This is a genomic window from Streptomyces sp. STR69, from assembly GCF_024519455.1.
Lineage (GTDB): Bacteria > Actinomycetota > Actinomycetes > Streptomycetales > Streptomycetaceae > Streptomyces.
This window is the reverse complement of the sequence record NZ_JALJRY010000002.1, coordinates 539,139-556,827: the sequence shown is the minus strand read 5'-3', so window position 1 is coordinate 556,827 and position 17,689 is coordinate 539,139. Positions and strand designations below refer to the sequence as shown.

General features: G+C 72.4%; 16 protein-coding genes and 2 pseudogenes. 4 read left to right on the top strand and 14 right to left on the bottom strand.

Translation table 11 applies throughout. The annotated features are described in order from the left end of the window. Positions 1-14: 14 nt before the first annotated feature. Complete coding sequence (ribA, locus tag OC490_RS06155) at positions 15-677, bottom strand: GTP cyclohydrolase II (RefSeq protein ID WP_262056754.1); 663 nt, start codon at positions 675-677, stop codon at positions 15-17. Between the two features lie 38 nt (positions 678-715). On the opposite strand from ribA, the gene OC490_RS06150 reads away from it, so the two are divergent. Further along, positions 716-1,471 carry a creatininase family protein gene (locus tag OC490_RS06150; RefSeq protein ID WP_315986656.1) on the top strand — a complete coding sequence of 252 codons (756 nt, stop codon included), beginning with the start codon at positions 716-718 and terminating at the stop codon, positions 1,469-1,471. Between the two features lie 104 nt (positions 1,472-1,575). Here OC490_RS06150 and OC490_RS06145 read toward each other — a convergent pair. The 5 genes and pseudogenes from OC490_RS06145 to OC490_RS06125 all read right to left on the bottom strand — a co-directional run. Beyond that, positions 1,576-2,685: pseudogene (locus OC490_RS06145) on the bottom strand (YbhN family protein); the annotation flags it as partial. An 11-nt stretch (positions 2,686-2,696) separates the two neighbouring features. Next, on the bottom strand, positions 2,697-3,653 hold the full coding sequence (locus OC490_RS06140; protein ID WP_262056752.1) for a trans-aconitate methyltransferase: 957 nt from the start codon (positions 3,651-3,653) through the stop codon (positions 2,697-2,699). 131 nt (positions 3,654-3,784) lie between these two features. Beyond that, the gene (locus OC490_RS06135) at positions 3,785-4,969 is read right to left on the bottom strand and encodes a glycosyltransferase family 4 protein (RefSeq protein ID WP_262056751.1); all 1,185 of its coding nucleotides are present in this window, start codon (positions 4,967-4,969) and stop codon (positions 3,785-3,787) included. Then, a complete protein-coding gene (locus tag OC490_RS06130; RefSeq protein WP_019073017.1) occupies positions 4,966-5,364 on the bottom strand; it encodes a 6-pyruvoyl trahydropterin synthase family protein in 399 nt (132 codons plus the stop codon). Before OC490_RS06130 ends, OC490_RS06135 begins: the two co-directional genes overlap by 4 nt. Before the next feature lie 150 nt (positions 5,365-5,514). After that, complete coding sequence (locus tag OC490_RS06125; RefSeq protein WP_262056750.1) at positions 5,515-6,495, bottom strand: zinc-dependent alcohol dehydrogenase; 981 nt, start codon at positions 6,493-6,495, stop codon at positions 5,515-5,517. 105 nt (positions 6,496-6,600) lie between these two features. Here OC490_RS06125 and OC490_RS06120 point away from each other — a divergent pair, with 105 nt between their 5' ends. Then, positions 6,601-7,371 (top strand): CDP-alcohol phosphatidyltransferase family protein, encoded by a 771-nt coding sequence (locus OC490_RS06120; RefSeq protein ID WP_262056749.1) that lies wholly within the window; start codon positions 6,601-6,603, stop codon positions 7,369-7,371. Between the two features lie 67 nt (positions 7,372-7,438). On the opposite strand, the gene OC490_RS06115 is transcribed toward OC490_RS06120, so the two are convergent. The 6 genes and pseudogenes from OC490_RS06115 to OC490_RS06090 form a co-directional block, all read right to left on the bottom strand. After that, the gene (locus OC490_RS06115) at positions 7,439-8,182 is read right to left on the bottom strand and encodes a YcnI family protein (RefSeq protein WP_262056748.1); all 744 of its coding nucleotides are present in this window, start codon (positions 8,180-8,182) and stop codon (positions 7,439-7,441) included. 39 nt (positions 8,183-8,221) lie between these two features. Continuing rightward, positions 8,222-8,824, bottom strand: coding sequence for a hypothetical protein (locus tag OC490_RS06110; RefSeq protein WP_262056747.1), 603 nt, complete (start codon positions 8,822-8,824; stop codon positions 8,222-8,224). Between the two features lie 229 nt (positions 8,825-9,053). Next, positions 9,054-9,420: pseudogene (locus OC490_RS06105) on the bottom strand (MFS transporter); the annotation flags it as partial. Then, positions 9,417-11,147, bottom strand: a complete 1,731-nt coding sequence (locus OC490_RS06100; RefSeq protein ID WP_262056746.1) for an ABC transporter permease subunit — start codon at positions 11,145-11,147, stop codon at positions 9,417-9,419. The gene OC490_RS06100 and the pseudogene OC490_RS06105, both read right to left, overlap by 4 nt. Positions 11,148-11,150: 3 nt before the next feature. Next, positions 11,151-12,668 carry an ABC transporter substrate-binding protein gene (locus OC490_RS06095; RefSeq protein WP_262056745.1) on the bottom strand — a complete coding sequence of 506 codons (1,518 nt, stop codon included), beginning with the start codon at positions 12,666-12,668 and terminating at the stop codon, positions 11,151-11,153. Next, positions 12,665-13,201: a GNAT family N-acetyltransferase gene (locus OC490_RS06090; RefSeq protein ID WP_262056744.1), complete on the bottom strand. Its 537-nt coding sequence runs from the start codon at positions 13,199-13,201 to the stop codon at positions 12,665-12,667. The genes OC490_RS06095 and OC490_RS06090 overlap by 4 nt, the downstream gene beginning before the upstream one ends. A 163-nt stretch (positions 13,202-13,364) precedes the next feature. Between OC490_RS06090 and OC490_RS06085 the strand changes: the two genes are divergently transcribed. Further along, positions 13,365-14,312, top strand: a complete 948-nt coding sequence (locus OC490_RS06085; protein ID WP_262056743.1) for an ATP-binding protein — start codon at positions 13,365-13,367, stop codon at positions 14,310-14,312. A gap of 65 nt (positions 14,313-14,377) precedes the next feature. Continuing rightward, positions 14,378-14,770: an SCO5389 family protein gene (locus OC490_RS06080; RefSeq protein WP_262056742.1), complete on the top strand. Its 393-nt coding sequence runs from the start codon at positions 14,378-14,380 to the stop codon at positions 14,768-14,770. Here the strand turns inward: OC490_RS06080 and OC490_RS06075 are convergent. Together OC490_RS06075 and OC490_RS06070 are read right to left on the bottom strand one after the other, a co-directional pair. Next, positions 14,757-15,599, bottom strand: coding sequence for an alpha/beta fold hydrolase (locus tag OC490_RS06075; protein WP_262056741.1), 843 nt, complete (start codon positions 15,597-15,599; stop codon positions 14,757-14,759). The two genes, OC490_RS06080 and OC490_RS06075, sit on opposite strands and share 14 nt — an antisense overlap. A gap of 121 nt (positions 15,600-15,720) precedes the next feature. Next, positions 15,721-17,586: a discoidin domain-containing protein gene (locus tag OC490_RS06070; RefSeq protein ID WP_262056740.1), complete on the bottom strand. Its 1,866-nt coding sequence runs from the start codon at positions 17,584-17,586 to the stop codon at positions 15,721-15,723. Positions 17,587-17,689 lie beyond the last annotated feature (103 nt).

Below are 17,689 nucleotides of genomic sequence, written 5' to 3'. Positions count from 1 at the left end.
TCCGCTCACCGGAATCAGGACCAGTGCGCCACCGCGTCCAGATGGGGCAGGTGGTGGTCGAGACGCTCCCGCTTGGTGCGCAGGTAGGTGATGTTGTTCTCGCAGGGCTCGATCAACAGCGGTACCTCTTCGGAGACTTTGATGCCGTGTTCCAGCAACGCCTCGCGTTTGCGCGGGTTGTTGGAGAGCAGACGGACGCTCGCCACCCCCAGGTCGTGCAGGATCTCGGCGGCCACGCCGTAGTCGCGGGCGTCGACCGGCAGGCCGAGGGCGAGGTTGGCCTCGACGGTGTCCAGGCCCTCCGCCTGCAGCGCCATCGCGCGCAGCTTGGCGAGCAGGCCTATGCCGCGGCCCTCGTGACCCCTCAAGTAGACGACTATGCCCCGGCCTTCGGCGACCACGGCCCGCATCGCCGCGTCCAGCTGGTCGCCGCACTCGCAGTGCTGCGAGCCGAAGGCGTCGCCCGTGAGGCACTCGGAGTGCAGCCGGGTGAGTACGTCGTCCGTGCCGATGTCGCCGTAGACCAGGGCCACTTGCTCGTCACCGCGGTCGTGGTCCAGGTAACCGATCGCCTGGAATTTGCCGTACACGGTGGGCAACGGAGCATTCACGACGCGTTCCGCGCCCCTGGGCTGCGCGGACTTCTGCTTGCCGAGTACGCCAATGTTTTCTGTCATGATCTGGTTCCTAAGCAGAGACGAAAGGCCGTGAAACAATGAATGGTTCGGGCTCACGGACGGCGGCATACGGACTGGTGCCGGCGGACACCACGGAGGACGTACGGGCTAGGGGGGCAGGTGTCTCAGCACAGGTCGCCGTCCTTCCGGTCGGCAGTTTCGAGCAGCACGGACCGTATCTTCCCCTGGCGACCGACACCCTCGTCGCCTGTGCCGTGGCCCGGGAGATCGCCGCGGCGTACCCGGTGCAGCTGCTCCCGCCGGTGACGATCGCCTGCTCGCAGGAGCACGCGGCCTGGCCGGGGACCGTCAGCATCTCTTCCGTGACCCTTCATGCGGTGGTGCGGGACATCGCGGACTCGCTCCGCCGCTCGGGGGTCGAGACCCTGGTGGTGGTCAACGGGCACGGCGGAAACTACGTACTGGGCAACGTCGTTCAGGAGTCCTCCGCGCGCGGTGAGCGGATGGCGCTCTTCCCGGCCGCCGAGGACTGGGAGACGGCGCGGGAGCGGGCCGGGGTGCTGACCTCGCTGCTCACCGATATGCATGCGGGGGAAATCGAGACCTCCATTCTTCTGCACGCTCATCCCGAATTGATCCGTCCCGGTTATGAGACCTCCGATTTCGTCGCCGACGACCGTCGCCATCTTCTGACGCTCGGTATGGCCGGCTATACCGAGTCGGGCGTCATCGGGCGCCCGTCCCTCGGCTCGGCGGAAAAGGGGAAGGCACTGCTGGCGAGCCTCGCCGATTCCTTCGGCGCGTATTTCTCGATGCTGACCGCGGACTCCTGAGCGGGTGCCGGGTCCGGTACGGCGGTGCCGGGCCCGGTGGTGCGCAGGCCGGTGTACCAGCGGGCGACCAGGACGAACAGGCCGGGCACGGCGGCGGCGAAGCTGAGCACGCCGTAGATGACGGCGACGGACAGTCCGCTGCTCGCGCCGAGGCCCGCGGCGCCGAACGCCCAGGCGGTGACACCCTCGCGGGGGCCCCAGCCGCCGACGTTCAGCGGGAGGCCCATGGCGACCAGCGCGAGGACCGCGATCGGGAGCAGCTGGCCGACGGTGGCGGACGATCCGGCGGCGTGCGCGGCGACGACGAACATCGCGAGGTGGCCGGCCAGGATGATCAGCGAGGAGAGGGCGACGCCGGGCCAGTTGGCGCGGGAGAAGAGTCCGGCGCGCACCTCGTCGAGGGTGGTGCGCAGGGCGCGACCGCGGCGGGTGGCGGTGGGCGGACGGTTCATCCGTACGGCGGCCACGACCGCGAGCGCGCCGAGGGCGGCGAGCAGGACGAGCGGGGCGATGCTGCGGGCGTCGGCCATCACCGGGGAGTCCAGGCCCAGCAGGACCCCCACCCCGACCACGGCCAGGGCGATCTGGCCCGCGACGCGTTCGAGGACGACGGCGCGGACGGCGCGGCCCATGTCGCCGGCGCTCTGTCCGTGCCGTACCGCGCGGTGGACGTCGCCGAGGATGCCGCCGGGCAGGGCCGCGTTGAGGAACAGGGCGCGGTAGTAGTCGGCGACGGCCGGGCCGAGCGGCAGCTTGATGCGCAGCCCGCGCGCCACCAGCGCCCAGCGCCAGGCGCTGAACACCGTGGTGACGACCCCGATCGCGAGACCGATCAGCAGGGTCGGTGCGTCGATGCGGCGCAGGCCGTCCAGGAAGACGCCGGTGCCCAGGCGCCACAGGAGGACGCCGAGGATGGTGACGCCGGCGACCGAGCCGAAGTGGGTGCGTACCGCGCGGGAGTTCACCCGGGTCAGGATCGCGCGCAGGACGCGGCGGGCGCCGGAGTCGCGGTCGGCGGTGGGGCGCGGTGCGGCGACGATCACCCCGATACGGTCGCCGGAGACGGCCGCGCTGTGCAGCGGCGGGGTGTGCGCGGGCCGCCTGCGCACCTCCTCGACGGTGCCCCGGTCGCGCAGTTCGACCGCGACCGGCGCGGGCCGCTCGACGCGCACCCTGCGCCTCGTGGTGCCCGGTCGCGGTGCGACCGTCCTCATCGTCTCGACGCTCATGATGTTCCCCCTGTGGGCCGGGCCAGCGCCAGCAGGTCGCTGTGGTGGACCAGCACGGTCAACTCCCCCGCCGCGCAGGCCGCGAGGCGTTCGCGCAGATAGCGGTCGGCGCGTTCCTTCAGTTCCGGGCGTTCCTCGACGGCCGCGCCGACCCAGCCGCGCAGCCACTCGGCGGTCAGCGCGAGGTCGTCGGGGCCCAGGTGCCAGGCGCTCGGGTGGACGCGGACCGTGGCGCCGTGCGCGGCGAAGGCCTCGCAGGTGACGGTGACGGCGTCCGGGCCGAGGAGTCCGTCGCGCCGCTGGTGGGCGTTGAACGCGTCGGCGATCTCGGCGTCCATCGGGTCGGCCGGGGTGAGTTCGACCCGTCCGGCGACGGAGAGGGTGAGCAGCGCGGGGCAGCCGGCGCCGACGCAGGCGGTGACGAGCGCGTCGACCTCCTCCCGGGTGAGCACGTCGAGCAGCGCGGAGGCCGTCACCAGGGAGGCGCCGACCAGCGCGTCCGGGGTCAGCCGGGCCACGTCGCCGCGCCGGGTCTCGACCGTGACGCGGCTGCCGTCGGCGGCGGCACGCGGGGAGGCGACGGCGGCGAAGTGCAGGAGGTAGGGGTCGCGGTCGTGCAGGATCCAGTGCTGGGAGCCGTCGAGACGCGGGGCGAGCCAGCGTCCCATCGAGCCGGTGCCGCAGCCCAGGTCGTGGATGACGACCCCGGACTTTCCGGGCAGGTTGGCGAGCCGGATGCGCAGTGGGTCGAGGAGTTCGGGGGCCCGCGCGACGGCGTCGGCGCCCTCGCGCAGCTCCAGCCACTCGGGCGCGTAGCGCGGCGGGTCGTCGGGTCCGACGTCCCGCAGCCGTACGGTGGCCCGCTCGCCGGGGCGGGTCGCGGGTCCGGCGCCGGGGATCACGGCACCGTGCCCGGCCTGCTCGCCGGTGTCCGCCGAAGCCGTCCCCGCCATCACGTCCTCCACTCCTCCGGGCTGCGCCGGGGGAACCAGCATCCCCAGCGGTACGCCCCTCGGCCCCGGCTGCGCCGGAATCCGTCCGGTCTGTCCTGCGGTCCGTGCGGACTGCGTAGGCTGCGTATTCCTCATGCCGCCCTCCGGGATTCACTGGGGAGCCGGGTGAGTACACCGGCGAGGCTGCGGGCCGTGGTGGCCCACCCGTCGAGCGCCGCGCGCCGGCCGCGGGCCGCCGCCTTCAGCCGGCGGCGCACATCCGCCTCGCCGAACCAGCCGCGCAGTTCGGCGGCAAGGGCGGCGGGGTCCTCCGGCGGGACGAGGATGCCGGGCACCCCGCCGTCGGGGGCGCGGCCGACCGCCTCGGGCAGCCCGCCGACGTCCGTGGCCAGCACGGGAATACCGCGTGCGAGGGCCTCGGTGACGGCCATGCCGTAGGTCTCGGCGTACGACATGAGGACCATGAGGTCGGCGGAGGCGTAGCTGGCGTCGAGCTGGGCGCCGGCCTGCGGGCCCGCGAGGTGCAGCCGGTCCTGGAGGCCGTACTGCTCGATGAGGCCGCGCAGGTGGTCGACGTACTCGGGGTCGTGGCCGAGGCCGCCGACGCAGGTGCAGGTCCACGGCAGGTCGGCCGCGGCGGCCAGGGCCTCGATCAGCCGGTGCTGGCCCTTGCGCGGGGTGACGGCGGCGACGCACAGGAGGCGGGAGACGCCGTCGGTGCCGGAGGCGAGGGGGGCGATGTCGGCGCCGGGGGTGGCGACATGGACCCGGTCGGGGGCCAGGCCGTGGTGGGAGACGAGGCGGCGGACCGCCCAGTCGCTGGTGCCGATGACCGCGGACACCGCCCGCAGAACCGTGCGCTCCTTGGCGTCCAACTCGGCGGCGACGGCGGCTTCGAGGCCGGTCTCGTCGCCGAGCGGGAGGTGGACGAGGACCGCGAGGCCGAGCCGGTCGGCCTCCGGGACGACGATCTCGGGGACTCCGCAGGCCACGAGCCCGTCGAGAAGTACGGCGGCGCCGTCCGGCAACTCGCGCAGCACCCGGGCGAGTTCCGCGCGGGCGGCGGCATCGGGCCGGGGCCACTCGCCGTCGACGGCGTGCTTGTGGACCTGCCAGCCGAAGCCGGGGAGGTCCAGGCTGACCCGCCGGTCGTAGGCGTTGCCGCCGCTCGGCGCGGCCGGGTCGTCGACACCGCCCGGCATCACGAAGTGCACGGTGCGCAGGGACATGGGGATGATCTCGGCATTCCGGGAGGCCGCGCGCTGTGCGGGCAGGAATCCCAGCGAGGGGGCGCGGTCGATGGTCACGTCGCTCACAGGGCACGCTCGTAACTCGCCCAGGCGACGTGCGACTCGTGCAGGGTGACCTGGAGTGCGGCAAGGCCCCGGGCGCCCTCGCCCAGCGCGCCCTTCTCGATCCGCTCGGCGAGCCGGTCGGCGATGACCTTCGCCAGGAACTCCGTGGAGGTGTTGACGCCCGCGAAGTCGGGCTCGTTGTCGAGGTTTCTGTAGTTCAACTCGCTCACGACGGCGCCCAGTTCCTGGGTGGCCAGTCCGATGTCGACAACGATGTTGTCGTCGTCCAGCTCTGCGCGCCGGAAGGTGGCGTCCACCAGGAACGTGGCCCCGTGCAGGCGCTGCGCGGGTCCGAACACTTCGCCGTGGAAGCTGTGGGCGATCATGATGTGATCGCGGACGGTGATGCTGAACAACGGACGACCCTCCAGGTGCGGCGCGTCTGGTCCCCCGGCTGATCCCTGCCGGGGGATGCCGTGTAGTACGGCTGCACGCCTCCCCCTGTTCAGCCCTCTCTCACTCTTTTCTCAGGTCAGACGCGCTTGTCGTAACGGATTGAACGATTCTCAACCCATGTCGGTGTATCGGACCCGGTGACACAGCGCCGGAATCTCTCCGGAGGCGAGCCTGGGCAGCAGGTCCGGCAGCTCCTCGAAGTCGCTCTCCCCGGTGACCAACGCGTCGAGCGCCGGGTCGGCGAGGAGGTCGAGAGCGAGGGCGAGGCGGTCGGCGTAGCTGCGGTTCGCCCGGTTCGGGGAGACGGTGCCGACCTGGCTGCTGCGGATGACGAGGCGGCGGGAGTGGAAGGCCTCGCCGAGCGGGAGGCTCACCTTCCGGTCGCCGTACCAGCTCAGTTCGAGGACGGTCCCCTCGGGGGTGAGGAGTTCCAGCGCGCGGGCCAGGCCCTGTTCGGTGGCGCTGGCGTGCACGACGAGGTCGCAGTCGCCGAGCGCGTCCGCGGGGAGCGCGAAGCCGACGCCCAGGGCCTCGGCGGTCTTGGCGCGCGTCGGATCGGCGTCCACCAACTGCACGCGCGCACCCGGGAAGCGGGCCAGCAGCGCGGCCACCGAACACCCGACCATGCCACCGCCGACCACGGCGATCCGGTCACCGATCAGTGGCCTCGCGTCCCACAGGGCGTTGACGGCGGTCTCCACGGTCCCGGCGAGAACGGCCCGCCCGGCCGGCACCGAGTCCGGCACCGGTGTGACGGCGCTCGCGGGGACGACGTAGCGCGTCTGGTGCGGATAGAGGCAGAAGACGGTACGGCCGAGCAGCGCGGCCGGGCCCTCCTCCACCACCCCGACGTTGAGGTAGCCGTACTTCACCGGGCCCGGGAAGTCGCCGTCCTGGAAAGGTGCCCGCATCGCCGCGTGCTGGCTCTCGGGGACACCCCCTCGGAAGACCAGGGTCTCGGTGCCGCGGCTCACGCCCGACCAGAGGGAACGGACCAGCACCTCGTCCTCGGCGGGGTCCGGAAGGGGCACGTCACGTATCTCGCCGTGACCCGGGGAGCCGATCCAGAACGCCCTGGCGGTGCGTTTCATCGGAATCCTCCTGAACGATCGGGAAGCTGTTCACGTACGGGTAACCACAGGCCGCGCACAGTACGCGGCGTTGATCGACTCTGTCATATGGCCGGAGGGTGTGCGGTGGCCCTGAACAACACATACGAAGCAAGGCTGGTCCAGCAGGAGACCGCTGTGGGAGCGGGCGTTCAGATCCTGTTGCTGGCGTTGCTCGGTACGGCGATCGGGATGGGCCCGGCGGGCTGGCTGACCGGCCTGGCGTTCGCGATCGCCACCTGGGCCGTGCTCTCCCAGGCCCTGCACAAGACCCGGACGCGGTCCTTCGGCCCGGCCAACCGGGTCACGCTCGGCCGCGCGATCCTGGTCGGCGGGGTGACCGCGCTGGTCGCCGACTCCTTCGAGAGTTCGCCCCCGGTCACACTGCTGGTCGGGCTGACGGCGGTGGCCCTGATCCTGGACGGTGTCGACGGCAAGGTCGCCCGGCGCACCGGCACCTCCACCGCGCTGGGCGCGCGCTTCGACATGGAGGTCGACGCGTTCCTGATCCTCGTCCTGAGCGTGTACGTGTCGACGCAGCTCGGCCCGTGGGTCCTGCTGATCGGCGCCATGCGCTATGTGTTCGTGGCAGCCGCCCGCGTCTGGCTGTGGCTGAACGCCCCGCTGCCGCCGAGCACGGCCCGCAAGACGGTCGCCGCCACCCAGGGCATCCTCCTGCTGCTGGCGGGCGCGAACCTGCTGCCCCACACGGCCAACCTCGCCGTGGTGACGCTCGCGCTGGGCACCCTGGTGTGGTCCTTCGGCCGCGACATCCTGTGGCTGTGGCGCACCTCCCGCACCGCCCTCGTCGAGGAGGTTCCGGCGGAGGAGAAGCTGCTGGAACTGGTCTCGCAGTAGGGACGGTTGCGCCGAAGGGCCCGGATCACTGGTGATCCGGGCCCTTCGGCGTGCTACGACAGGTGCTCTACGACTGCGGGGACCGGCTGCGCACGATCGCGAACGCCCCTGCCGCGAGACCGAGGACGCCCACGATCAGCCCGGCGATGCCGAGCCCGCGGGCGGTCGAGTCGCTCCTCGAACTCGACGAGGAGGCGGACGTCGTCTTCGTGGCGGTGGCTGCCGTCGAGGCCGAGGCGGCCGGGGCCTCGTCGCCGTCCCCGCTCTCCTTGGCGGTGAGCTTGAGGACGGGCGCCGGGTTCTCCGGCTCGTCCTCGCCCGCCGCGGCCTCCTCGATCCAGCGGACGACATCGCCGTCCGCGTAGGTCTGCAGCGTCTTGAACGTCAACTGGTCGGTGTCCTCGGGCAGTTGACCGAAGGCGACATTGAAGTCCTCGTACTGTCCGGCCGCGATCTTCCCGCCGGTCCAGGTGATCTCGGAGACGGCGTCGGTGATGGTGCCGTCGTCGGTCTTGACCGGCGTCTTCAGCTTGCTGGTGGTGACCTTCGCCGTCCAGCCGTTCTGCGGGGTGACCAGCACGCCGAGGACCGGGTGGTCGGTGGGCAGATAGACCTGGACCTTGGTGGTGCTGGACTTGTCCTCCTCGTTGGGGACGCGGAAGGTCAGCACACCGTCCGTGGCGCCCTTGGCGTAGCTCTCGGGGTGGACGGTGACATGCGCGGAGGCGACGCCGGCGGCGGCCAGGACTCCGGCGGTGGCGAGCGCGGCGACGGTGCCTGCGCGGCGCAGGGTGGTGCGGTATGCGGACATGGTGAGGCGATCTCCGTACGGGAAAAGGAAGTTGGGTGGTCAGACCGGGTACGGGATCGGGACCGGTGGCCCTCTGCGGCTGACCGCGTGCCGCAGGAGGAGCCGGCAGAAGGGGGCCGCGTCGGCGCCGGTGCGTCCGGGACCGACCGTGCGGGCGGGCAGGGGTGCGGGGGCGTCCCGCCACCAGGCGACCAGTCCGGGTACGAAGGCGACGGCCCAGCGCAGCAGCGACCACAGCGCGGCCTCCCCGCGCCGCAGCCACCAGGCCGCGACGAGGGCGGCGACGACGTGCGCGGCCACGGCGTGCGGGGTCATCGCCTGCGTCTGCCGCATGGGGGCCATGGTGTCCCCCGACATGTGCGCCATCCCGGCCATCGCCATCCCGGCCCGGGGCCGCGCGAGGTCGAAGCCGAGGTGCAGCCCCGCCTGGGTGGCGAGCATGGCGGCACCGATACCGGGCAGGGACCGCTCACGCCCGCCGAGCAGCCACCCCGTGCCGAACACGACGAGAAACCCGGCGCCGTCCGCCCACAGCGGGGGTGTCGCGCCGGTCGCGAACCCGTGCCCGGCGGCAGCCAGCAGCACACACACCGCGGCGAACACCGCGGCGCGCAGGCTCCGTACCGCCGGGGATGCGCTCATGGTGACGGATCCTCCCACGGGCCGCTGCCGCCGTAGCCGTCGATGGCTGTTTAGGGGGCAGCTCATATCTGGTTCATGGCTTGGTACGGCGGTGACGCGTGGGGCGTTCAGTCCAGGTGGGCGGACTCCTGCCCGCATGCGTCGATTTACCGGGATACGGCCGCCGGATCGCCTACGGGACCACGACGGCTGCCGGTCGGCCCGTGCGCGGCAACAGTCCGACCGCCGCGGCCGGGGAGAAGAGGGCGGCGGCGAACCCGATGAGCAGCGCGGCTCCGACGACCGCCAAGGTCCGTTCGGCGTATCCGAGCCGGCCGAACCCGGCGATCCGCAGCACGCACCCGGCGAGCACGACGGGCCGCACTCGGTACCGGTCGGCCGACGCCCCGCCGACCACGAACAGCCCCTGTCGGCTGAAGGTCCGCAGCCCCAGCACCAGCCCGACGAGCCGGCGCGCCATGCCGATCACGTCCGCCAGATGCTCGACGAGAAATGGCGGTCACGACGAAGAAGCCGATGTTGAAGGCGAGTTGAATGGGGATCAGCAGCCGGAGCGGGGGCGGAAGCGGGGTCCGTACGACGGTCGCCGCGCTCACCGGACCGCCAACTGCCCCTGTCCCGAGGCTCGTACGCTGCCGGCCGCCGTCACCGCGAGGGCGCCGAGGAGGGCGAGGACGGCGGCGGGCGCGAGGACGGCCCAGGGAGCGCGCTCGGCGTAGGGCTGGTTCTCGGCGAGGAGGAGGCCCCACTCCGGGTCGGGCGGCTGGGCGCCGAGGCCGAGGAAGCCGAGCGAGGCGAGGGCGAGGGCGATACCGGGCAGGCGGAGCAGGGCGTGCCGGGTGACGGGTGGCAGGACGGCGGGCAGCAGTTCGTGGCGCAGGAGGTACCAACGGCCCGCGCCCAGGCCCCGGGTGGCGGTCACGTGCGGGGTGGCGCGCTCCTGCCGCAGCAGCGCGGAGGTGTGTGCGGCGAGGGGGGTCCACGTGAGGGCGGCGACGGCGAGGGCGGGCGTACCGCTCCCGCGGCCGGCCACGGCGGTGACCAACAGGGCGGCGAGGACGGGCGGTACGGCGTTCACGGTGTCGACGAGCGGTCCGGACAGCCGGGGCAGCAGTCCGAGCAGGACGCCGGTGACGAGCGCTACGGCACTGATCGCGAGGGCGAGCAGCAGGGTGTCGACGGCTCCGTGGGCGATCCGCGCGAGGAGGTCGCGGCCGAGCGCGTCGGTGCCGAACGGGTGGGCCCAGGTGGGGTGTTGGAGCCGCAGTCCGGTGTTGAGGGCGAGGGGGTCGCGGGGCAGGCCGAGTACGAGGACACCGAGGAGGAGGGCGCCGTACACAAGGGGCAGGGTCGGCCTGGGTGTTGGGCCGGGTCCGTGGAGGGACGGCAGGGCCCCGGCTCGCAGTGCCGGTCCGACGAGGAGACGGGTGACGAGGCGGGAGAGTCCGGCGGCGAGGGCGGCGAGCAGGAGGAGGACGAGGGTCCCGGCCTGGAGGACGGGCAGGTCCTGGGCGAGGGCGGCCTGGAGGATGGTGCGGCCGAGGCCGGGGATGTCGAAGATCTGCTCGACGGCGACGGCCCCGCCGGTCAGCCCGACGACGAACAGCCCCAGGTTCGGCAGCAGTCCGGGCAGACAACGGCGAACGGCCTGCCGGGCGATGCGCCGACCGGGCAGTCCGCGCGCGGCGGCGGCCCGCGCCCACGGCTCGGCGAAGGCACCGGGCAGCAGATCGTCGAGCAGCCGCCCCAGCACGGCCCCGGCGGGCAGCCCGAGCGCGAGCGCGGGCAACACCGTCCACCGCGGCCCGTACCAGCCGAGCGCGGGCAACCACCCGAGCTGCACCCCTACGACGGTGGCCAGCACGGACGCGGTCAGGAACTCGGGAAGCGCGGCGAGCACGGCGGAGCCGGTGCCGCCGGGGCGCGACGCCTCGGCTCCGCCCCGCCGGAGCGTGCGGGCGCACACCAACCCGGCGGTCACAAAGGCCAGTACGAGCGCCGCGCCCATCAACAGCAGGGACGCGCCCAGTGCTTGGAGGACGCCGGGCATGACCTCGGCGCCGGAGATCCACGACCGGCCGGCGTCGCCGCGCGGCAGCCCGCCGAGCCATCGCCCGAGCAGCCTCAACGGACCCTCTTCTAGGCCGAGTTGGGTGCGGACAGCGGCGAGCACCTCGGGATCGGGGTCGCGTTCCGCCGACCGCGCCTTGAGGACGGTGAGTGCCGGGTCGGTGCGGGAGAGCCAGGGCAGCAGGCCCACGGCGCACACGAGGGCAGCCGCGAGGAAGGCGCGCCACAGGAGCGTGGCCGTGCGACGGGGCATGGTTCAGCGCCGGGTTCCGGTGCCGACGAGGGTGCGCTCGTACGGGTCGAGGAGGACACCCTCGACGGAGCCGCCGACGCCGGTGACGACCCGCTGATGGACGAGCGGCACGACCGCGTCGGTGCCCAGGATCTCGGCCTCGGCCGCCATCGCGGCGCTCTGGCGCGCGGAGGTGTCGGCGGCACCCTCGGCCTTCGCCACGGCCCGGTCGACACCCTTGTCGCACAGCAGGGCCAGGTTGTAGCCGCCGTCGCAGGTGTAGTCACTGGCGAGCACCGCGACCGGATCCCCGGTGTCCACCTGGGTGTTGCGGGCCACCACGAACGCGTCGAACTTCCCGGCCAGCGCGTCGCTCTCGATCCGCGAGTACTCGCGCACCTCCAACTCGACCCGGAATCCGGCCTCTTCCAGTTGCTGCTTCAACACCTGGGCCGCTTCCGGCAGTTCGGGCCGGTTGTCGTACGTGGCGAGGATGATCGACGTTCCGTCGGGCACCGCCGGCTTCGCCCGCCCGACCGGCTGTTCGCGTTGACCGGCGGCCCAGGTGACGGCGGGGCCGTAGATGCCCGTCCCGGCGTCCGCGTGACCTTCGTGGACGCCCTTGGCCAGCACGCTGGTGTCGACGGCCTCGCGGGCGGCGGCCCGGAGCTTCGGGTCCTTGAACGGGCCTGTGCGGGTGTTGAGTTGGAGGCTCGTGGTGCGGGTGGTCGCGGTCTCGCGGCGGACCGCGCGGTCGAGGGTCGCAACCTGGGCGACGGGTATCGCCTCGGCCATGTCGACCTGTCCGGTGCGCAGGGCGTTGGTGCGGGCGGTGCCGTCCGCGACGAAGCGCGCGTCGATGCCGGAGGCGTGGGCGAGGCCGCCCCAGTAGTCGTCGAAGCGGTCGAGGGTGGCGGCCGTGGAGCCGGTGACCTCGGTGAGTTCGAAGGGACCGGTGGCGGTGCCGACCGGGTCGACGCGGCCCTTCGTGTTCGCGTACGCCTTCGGGGAGAGGACGGCGAGAGCGGGACCGGCCAGCCTCAACGGCAGCACGGGGTCAGGGGAGTTGGTGGTGACGCGTACCCGGTCGCCGCCCGCGGGCTCGGCGGTGAGGGTGACGCCGGAAAGGGCGGCGGGGGCGGGTCTCGCCTCGGTGGCGTGGGTGAGGGCGGCGGCCACGCGGGCCGGGGTGACGTCGGTGCCGTCCTGGAAGGTGGCCTCGCGCAGGGTGAACAGCCAACTGCGGTCGCTCTCCCGCTGCCAGGACCGCGCGAGCGCGGGGGCGGCGGAGCCGTTGGCGTCCAGGGAGGTCAGGCCCTCGGTGACACCGAGGCGGCTGAGGACGGTGGCGTCGGCGCCGTACGGCGAGAGGTTCTCTGCGGGCGGGAACGCCAGGGCGACCCGTAGCCGGGAACCGGACTTCCCGGTCGTCTCTCCGCTCTCCTCACCGGCGGAGGCGAAACAGCTGGTGAGCAGCGGGGCGAGAGTGAGGGCAAGGAGCAGTCGGGCGGGCCGAGTTCGTCGGAATCGCATCGCGGTCATCGCCCCATCGCCAGTTCGAAGTGCATGATTCCCTGCCCGCCGCCCGCGTCGTCGCGCTCGTCGTGCACGACCTTGCCGAGCGAGCGCCAGAAGGCCTCGGCTCCGGGCACGGCGGGGTCGGTGTGCAGATAGGCGGCGCGGTAGCCGCCGTCGGCCGCGGCGAACGCGAGGAGTTCGGCGACGAGGTGCCGGGCGAGGCCGCGGCGGCGGTGCGCGGGACGGACGTAGACGCGGCGCAGTTGCGCGGTCGCGCCGGAGGGATACCGCTCGGCGAGGCCGCGCGGGTTCGGCGGGTGGACCGGTCCACGGGAGTCGAGCGCGGCGGTGGCGACGACCTGGCCGTCGGCGGGATCGAGCGCCACGAGGAGGGTGTGGCGGGCCGGGGCGAGGTAGGCGGCGGCCGGGTCGATGATGTCGGCGTGCCAGCGGGGCACGTAGCCGGTGGCGAAGTCGCGGTGGACGGTGTCGAGCATCACGGCACGCGCACCGTCGACGTCGTCCGGACCTGCCGCCCTGATGCAGTAGTCAAGCATTTGCACATCGTATGCATTAAGACTCCCGTCCTTGATCGCGCCCGGCGATCCCCCACGACAGCCACCCCTGATGGCCGCTTCCGATTTGACAGCCCCGCGGCCGACCCCTAAAACCTAGCCACATGACATTCATTTTCAAAACTGCGAAAGCGGCGGACCGGTAGTGCGCGTCGCGTTCGTCGGCAAGGGCGGCAGCGGAAAGACCACGCTGTCGGCCCTCTTCGCCCGCCGTCTGGCGCGCTCCGGCGCCCCCGTGCTCGCCATCGACGGCGACATCAACCAGCATCTGGCCGAGGCCCTGGCCCCGGGCACCGCACCGGTCGTCGCCCCTCCGCTCGGCGCCCACCTGGGCGAGCTGAAGGACTTCCTGCGCGGCTCCAACCCGCGCATCGCCTCCCGCGAGGCCATGGTCAAGACGACCCCGCCGGGGCGCGGCTCACGCCTGCTGCGTCTGCTCGGCGACGACGAGGTGCACGCCCGGCATGTGGTGCGGGCGGGTGACGTGCCGCTGATGGCGACGGGCGAGTTCGAGGAGAGCGACCTCGGGGTGGCCTGCTACCACTCCAAACTCGGCGCGGTGGAGCTGTACTTGAACCACCTGGCCGACGGCCCCGGCGAGTACGTCGTGGTCGACATGACGGCGGGCGCCGACGCCTTCGCCTCCGGCCTGTTCACCCGCTTCGACCTCACCTTCCTGGTGGCCGAACCCACCCGCAAGGGCGTCTCCGTCTACCGCCAGTACCGGGACCACGCACGGGAGTTCGGGATCCGGATCGCCGTGATCGGCAACAAGGTGACCGGCGAGGACGACCTGCTCTTCCTCAAACAGGAGGTGGGCGACGACCTGTTGACCCACCTGGTCCACTCCCCCGCCGTCCGCGCCGCCGAACAGGGCCGGGAGCAGGGCGAGTTGGAGCCGCACAACACGCACGCCCTGAATCTGCTGCGTGATGCGGTGGACTCCTGCCCCCGGGACTGGCCGACCCTGCACCGCCACGCCGTCGAGTTCCATCTGCGCAACGCGCGGGCCTGGGCGGACCGGGCGACGGGCCTGGACCTGGCCGCCCAGGTGGACCCGGGCTACGTACCGGGTCCGGCCGCGCTGACCTGACGACCACCCCACGCCACACCGCCCCTGCCCACCACTCCCAACTACCTGACAGGACACCCCTTTTCATGTCTCTCGACGTCTCCCCGAAGCTCCTCGCCGAAGCCGAACACGGTGACATCCGCGAGGCGGACTTCGTGGACACGGTCCGCACGTCCCTGCCGTACGCCTACGACCTCGTCGCGGGCCTCGCCGCCGAACTCCACGACGGCACGGCCGACTTCACCGACAACCAGACCCCGCCGCCCTCCGAGAAGGAACGCGGCCAGCTGCTGCGGGCGTTGGCCAGCGACGCGATCCGGGGCAGCCTGGAGCGCCACTTCGGGGTGGCCCTGGCCTTCCAGAACTGCCACCGGGTGGCGGCGTTCCGGCCGGCGGCGCGGGACGGCGGGACGTATGCCAAGTTCACTTCACCGCGGTCCCAGGTGCTGAACCAGTCACCGGAGTTCAGGGACTGCTGACGGGCAGCACCAGCGCGGCGAACCGCTCGGCGTCGTCCAGCCACGGCATGTGTCCGGCGCCGGGCTGGATCACGAACTCGGCGTTCGGGAACAGTTCCGCGTACCGGGCCATCACCCGCGGCGGAGCGGAGATGTCGAACTCCCCGGCGAGAACGCGCACCGGGGAGGTGAAGCCGGCCAGCGCCGCGCGGGTGTCGGCCGGGCTGAAGGCGCCTTCGGCGGAGTGGACGGCCGCGGCCTCCGCGTTCTTCTCCTTCGCGTCGGCCTCCTCGAAGGCTCGTGCCGCTTCGTCCCAACGGGCGTGGGCAAAGGGCGAGATGGCCTGCCAGGAGTCGGACGTCGCCCGGCCGGCGGTGACCTCCTCCAGGGCGGCGAACGCGGGTCCGAACCACGGTTCGGACCCGCGCAGCCGTGCGACCGCCAGCCGGTCCTCGGCGGAGATCCGGATGCCGACCGCGTAGACGCTGGGGGTGACCAGTGTCAGCCGGGACACCCGGTCCGGGTGCCGGGCCGTGTACAGGGCGGCCAGGTTCGCACCGGCCGAGTGGGCCAGCAGGTCGATCCGGTCCAGGCCCAGGTGTGCGCGCAGGGCCTCGACGTCGTCCACGAGCCGGTCGCAGCGGTACGACGCCGGGTCCCGCGGCACCTCCGACGCGCCCGTGCCCCGGAGGTCAAGACGGATCAGCCGCCGGTGGGCGGTCAGACCGCCGAGGGTGCCGAGGTAGGCCGAGTCCCGCATCGGTCCGCCGGGCAGACAGACCAGGGGCGGGCCGTCGCCGGAGGCGTGCGCGGCGAGGCGGGTTCCGTCGGGTGCGGCGAAGGTCGGCATGGGCGTGAGCGTGTCAGGGGGCCCGATGTACGGCAACCGGAATCCGGGGCGCGGTGCGGCAACCGGAGTGCCGCGGGGCGAACGGGCCGGTCCGGTTCCGCGCTCCGGACCGGCCCAGCTCTCACTGCTTCTGTTCGACCCGCACCCAGTCCACCTCCGCCTGCACTCCCCCGGCCGCGACCTTGTCGACGCTCGACTGCGGCAGGCCCCAGTACGGCGTGGTCACCTGGTTCCAGCCGGCCGGATACGCGCCGCCCAGGGCGAGGTTGAGGATGACGTACTGGTTGTGGTCGAAGACCCATTGCCCGCGCGTCGATTCGAGTTTGTTGCGGGTGGTCTCCTGGACGAGGTTGTCGTCGACGTAGAAGCGCATCGCGGTCGGGGTCCATTCGACGGCGTACGTGTGCCACTGGTCGATCGTGCCGGCGTTCGGGAAGGTCTGGCGGGCGCCGATGTTGCCGTCCGCCGAGTACCCGGGGCCGTGCAGCGAGGTACTGGTCCAGTTCGGGTAGCCGATGTTCTCCATGATGTCGGTCTCGCCGGAGGCGGGCCAGGACACGGACGGGTTGTCGACGTTGCTGCCGAGCAGCCAGAAGGCGGGCCAGAATCCGTCGCCGACCGGCAGCTTCATGCGGGCGCTGACCTTGCCGTACGTGAAGTCGAAGTGGGTGTTGGTGTCGATGCGGCCCGACGTGAGGTCGTACGTACCGCCGCCTGCCTGTGTGCAGCCCTTGCAGTACTTCGCCGCGAGGATCAACTCGCCGTTCTGTGTACGGACGTTGTCCGTCGAGTCGATGTACGCCTGGGACTCGCCGTTGACCGGGCCCATCTCCGTGCCGGTCCGCACGACCCGCCACTTGGAGCGGTCCAGGGCGGCGGAGGTGAAGTCGTCGAAGAACGTCGTCCGGTACGTGCCCGACTGGTCGCCGGGGAGTGCGGGGTAGGTCGCCGCCGCGCTGCCGCCGGTGCCCCAGACCTGGAACTCGTAGAGCGAGTAGCCGAATTGGGCCGTGTAGGGCGCCGGGTTGTAGAAGGAGCGGCGTTCCTTGCCGAGCATGCGGACGTAGCGGCCGGTGACCGGCTGGGGCAGGGTCACCGTGTCGTGGCGGCCCGTCGCGTCGGCGGGGGCCTGGACGTTCGCCCGGCGGGCCGCGATGTCGGCGGCCGAGGGCTCGTAGACCGTGCGCCAGGTCGTGTTGTCGTCGGAGACCTGGAGCAAGTAGTCGACGGCGTACGCGGATTCCCAGTAGAAGTCGACCGTGTCGATCGTCGAGGTCGCGCCCAGGTCGACCGAGACCCAGCGGTCGGCGTTCCAGTCGCCGGCCCAACGGGTCGCGTCGTCCTTGAGGTTGGCGGGCCAGCCGCCGTCGGTGACGTACGCCGGTGAATTGCCGTTGTGCTGGTAGTAGTTGGAGTACGCGGGGTGGTTCAGGGCGAGGTTGGTGCGGGTCGTGGACGCGGGGGCCGCCTCGCCGCCGTACACCTTGAAGGAGTAGAGCGAGTAGCCGTAGGGCGTGGCACGTTCCAGGCCGCGCAGGCGGATGTAGCGGCCCGTCACCTCCTGGGGGTAGGTGCTCGTGGTGACCGAGCCGCCGGTGCCGGCCGTCTCCGTGTAGAAGGGCGTCCAGTCGGTGCCGTTCCTGGAGATCTCCAGGACGTATCTCCTGCCGTAGGCGGCCTCCCAGTCGAGGGTGACGCGGTCGACGCGGAGGGTGGTGCCGAGGTCGAGGCGGATCCAGGCGTCGTCGGCGAAGTTGCTGGACCAGCGGGTGGCTCCGTCGCCGTCGAAGGCGAGGCCGGGGGTGGTGCCGGCGTTCTCGCTGCCGGAGGCGGTGACGGCGGCCGGGTTCACCGCGTAGGCAGCGGCCGCGCGGTCGGTGTCCCAGGTCGCCGCGACGGCGGCCTGCGGGGCGGGGGCCGCGAGGGCCGGGGTGGCGACGAGCAGGGTCAGCGCGGTGAGCGCCGTGAGCAGGGTGCGGGTGGGCATGCGGGTCTCCTTGAGGGTCGGGTCTCCTTCTGGGGGTGCTCGTGCTGACGTGCGCATGACATTCACGGGATCGATGGGGCTGACGGGACTCAAGGGGCCACTA